We start from the raw sequence: 722 nt of genomic DNA on the forward strand, positions 1-722 counted from the left end.
ATCTTTGAAAGCWGAAATTGAAACTCTAAAAAATAGTGATGAGAATATAAAAAAGATAGAAGCTTTRGAAAATGAAAATAAATCTTTGAAAGCTGAAATTGAGGCATTAAAAAAACAGCTTATTGAAAAAACAAAAAAATAAAGGGATATATTATGAGTGAGGAGTTTTATTTTAAGCCAAGTGTAGAAGAGTTTAAAACGCAATTTAAGGCTTTTGCTTTTAGTGATGATGAAAATAATATAGATAATCAAAGTCCTAATATAATAGATATAARATATTTAGATAATCTATTATTTAATAAAACTTTAGAAGTAAAAAAAATAATAARTGATAATGGTTATGAGCTTCCTACAGCTGAAAATAAACTCCCTACTTTTAGTATTAAGCAATATATAATGTTTACTGTYGCTGAAGTTTTTACATCTGTTTATGCTTCTAATAGYGATTTAATAAACTATATAAGAGAAAARTCAAAAGAATATAAAGAACAATTTATTAATRATTTTGGYTCAATAGTAACRAGTGATAGAAGTTATTCAAATATATCTTTAGATGGAGATGTACCTAAACAATGAATAATAAAGATTTAGACAGAGTAGGCAGATTTTTATATGAATTAGCACAATTAAATATACAGTTAAAAAAAGGAGATTTCTATAAAGAACAATATTTAATGTTTCTAGATAATTGGCAAAATGAAGAGCTTGATAATATTTTTAAT

Annotated in this window: 1 protein-coding gene; it reads left to right on the plus strand. The window is 23.3% G+C overall.

What is annotated here, in order from left to right; translation table 11 throughout:
* Positions 1-153: 153 nt before the first annotated feature.
* On the plus strand, positions 154-576 hold the full coding sequence (locus GQX97_RS13170) for a hypothetical protein (protein ID WP_157152289.1): 423 nt from the start codon (positions 154-156) through the stop codon (positions 574-576).
* Positions 577-722: the final 146 nt, after the last annotated feature.

Source organism: Brachyspira sp. SAP_772 (genome assembly GCF_009755885.1).
Taxonomy (GTDB): Bacteria; Spirochaetota; Brachyspiria; order Brachyspirales; family Brachyspiraceae; genus Brachyspira.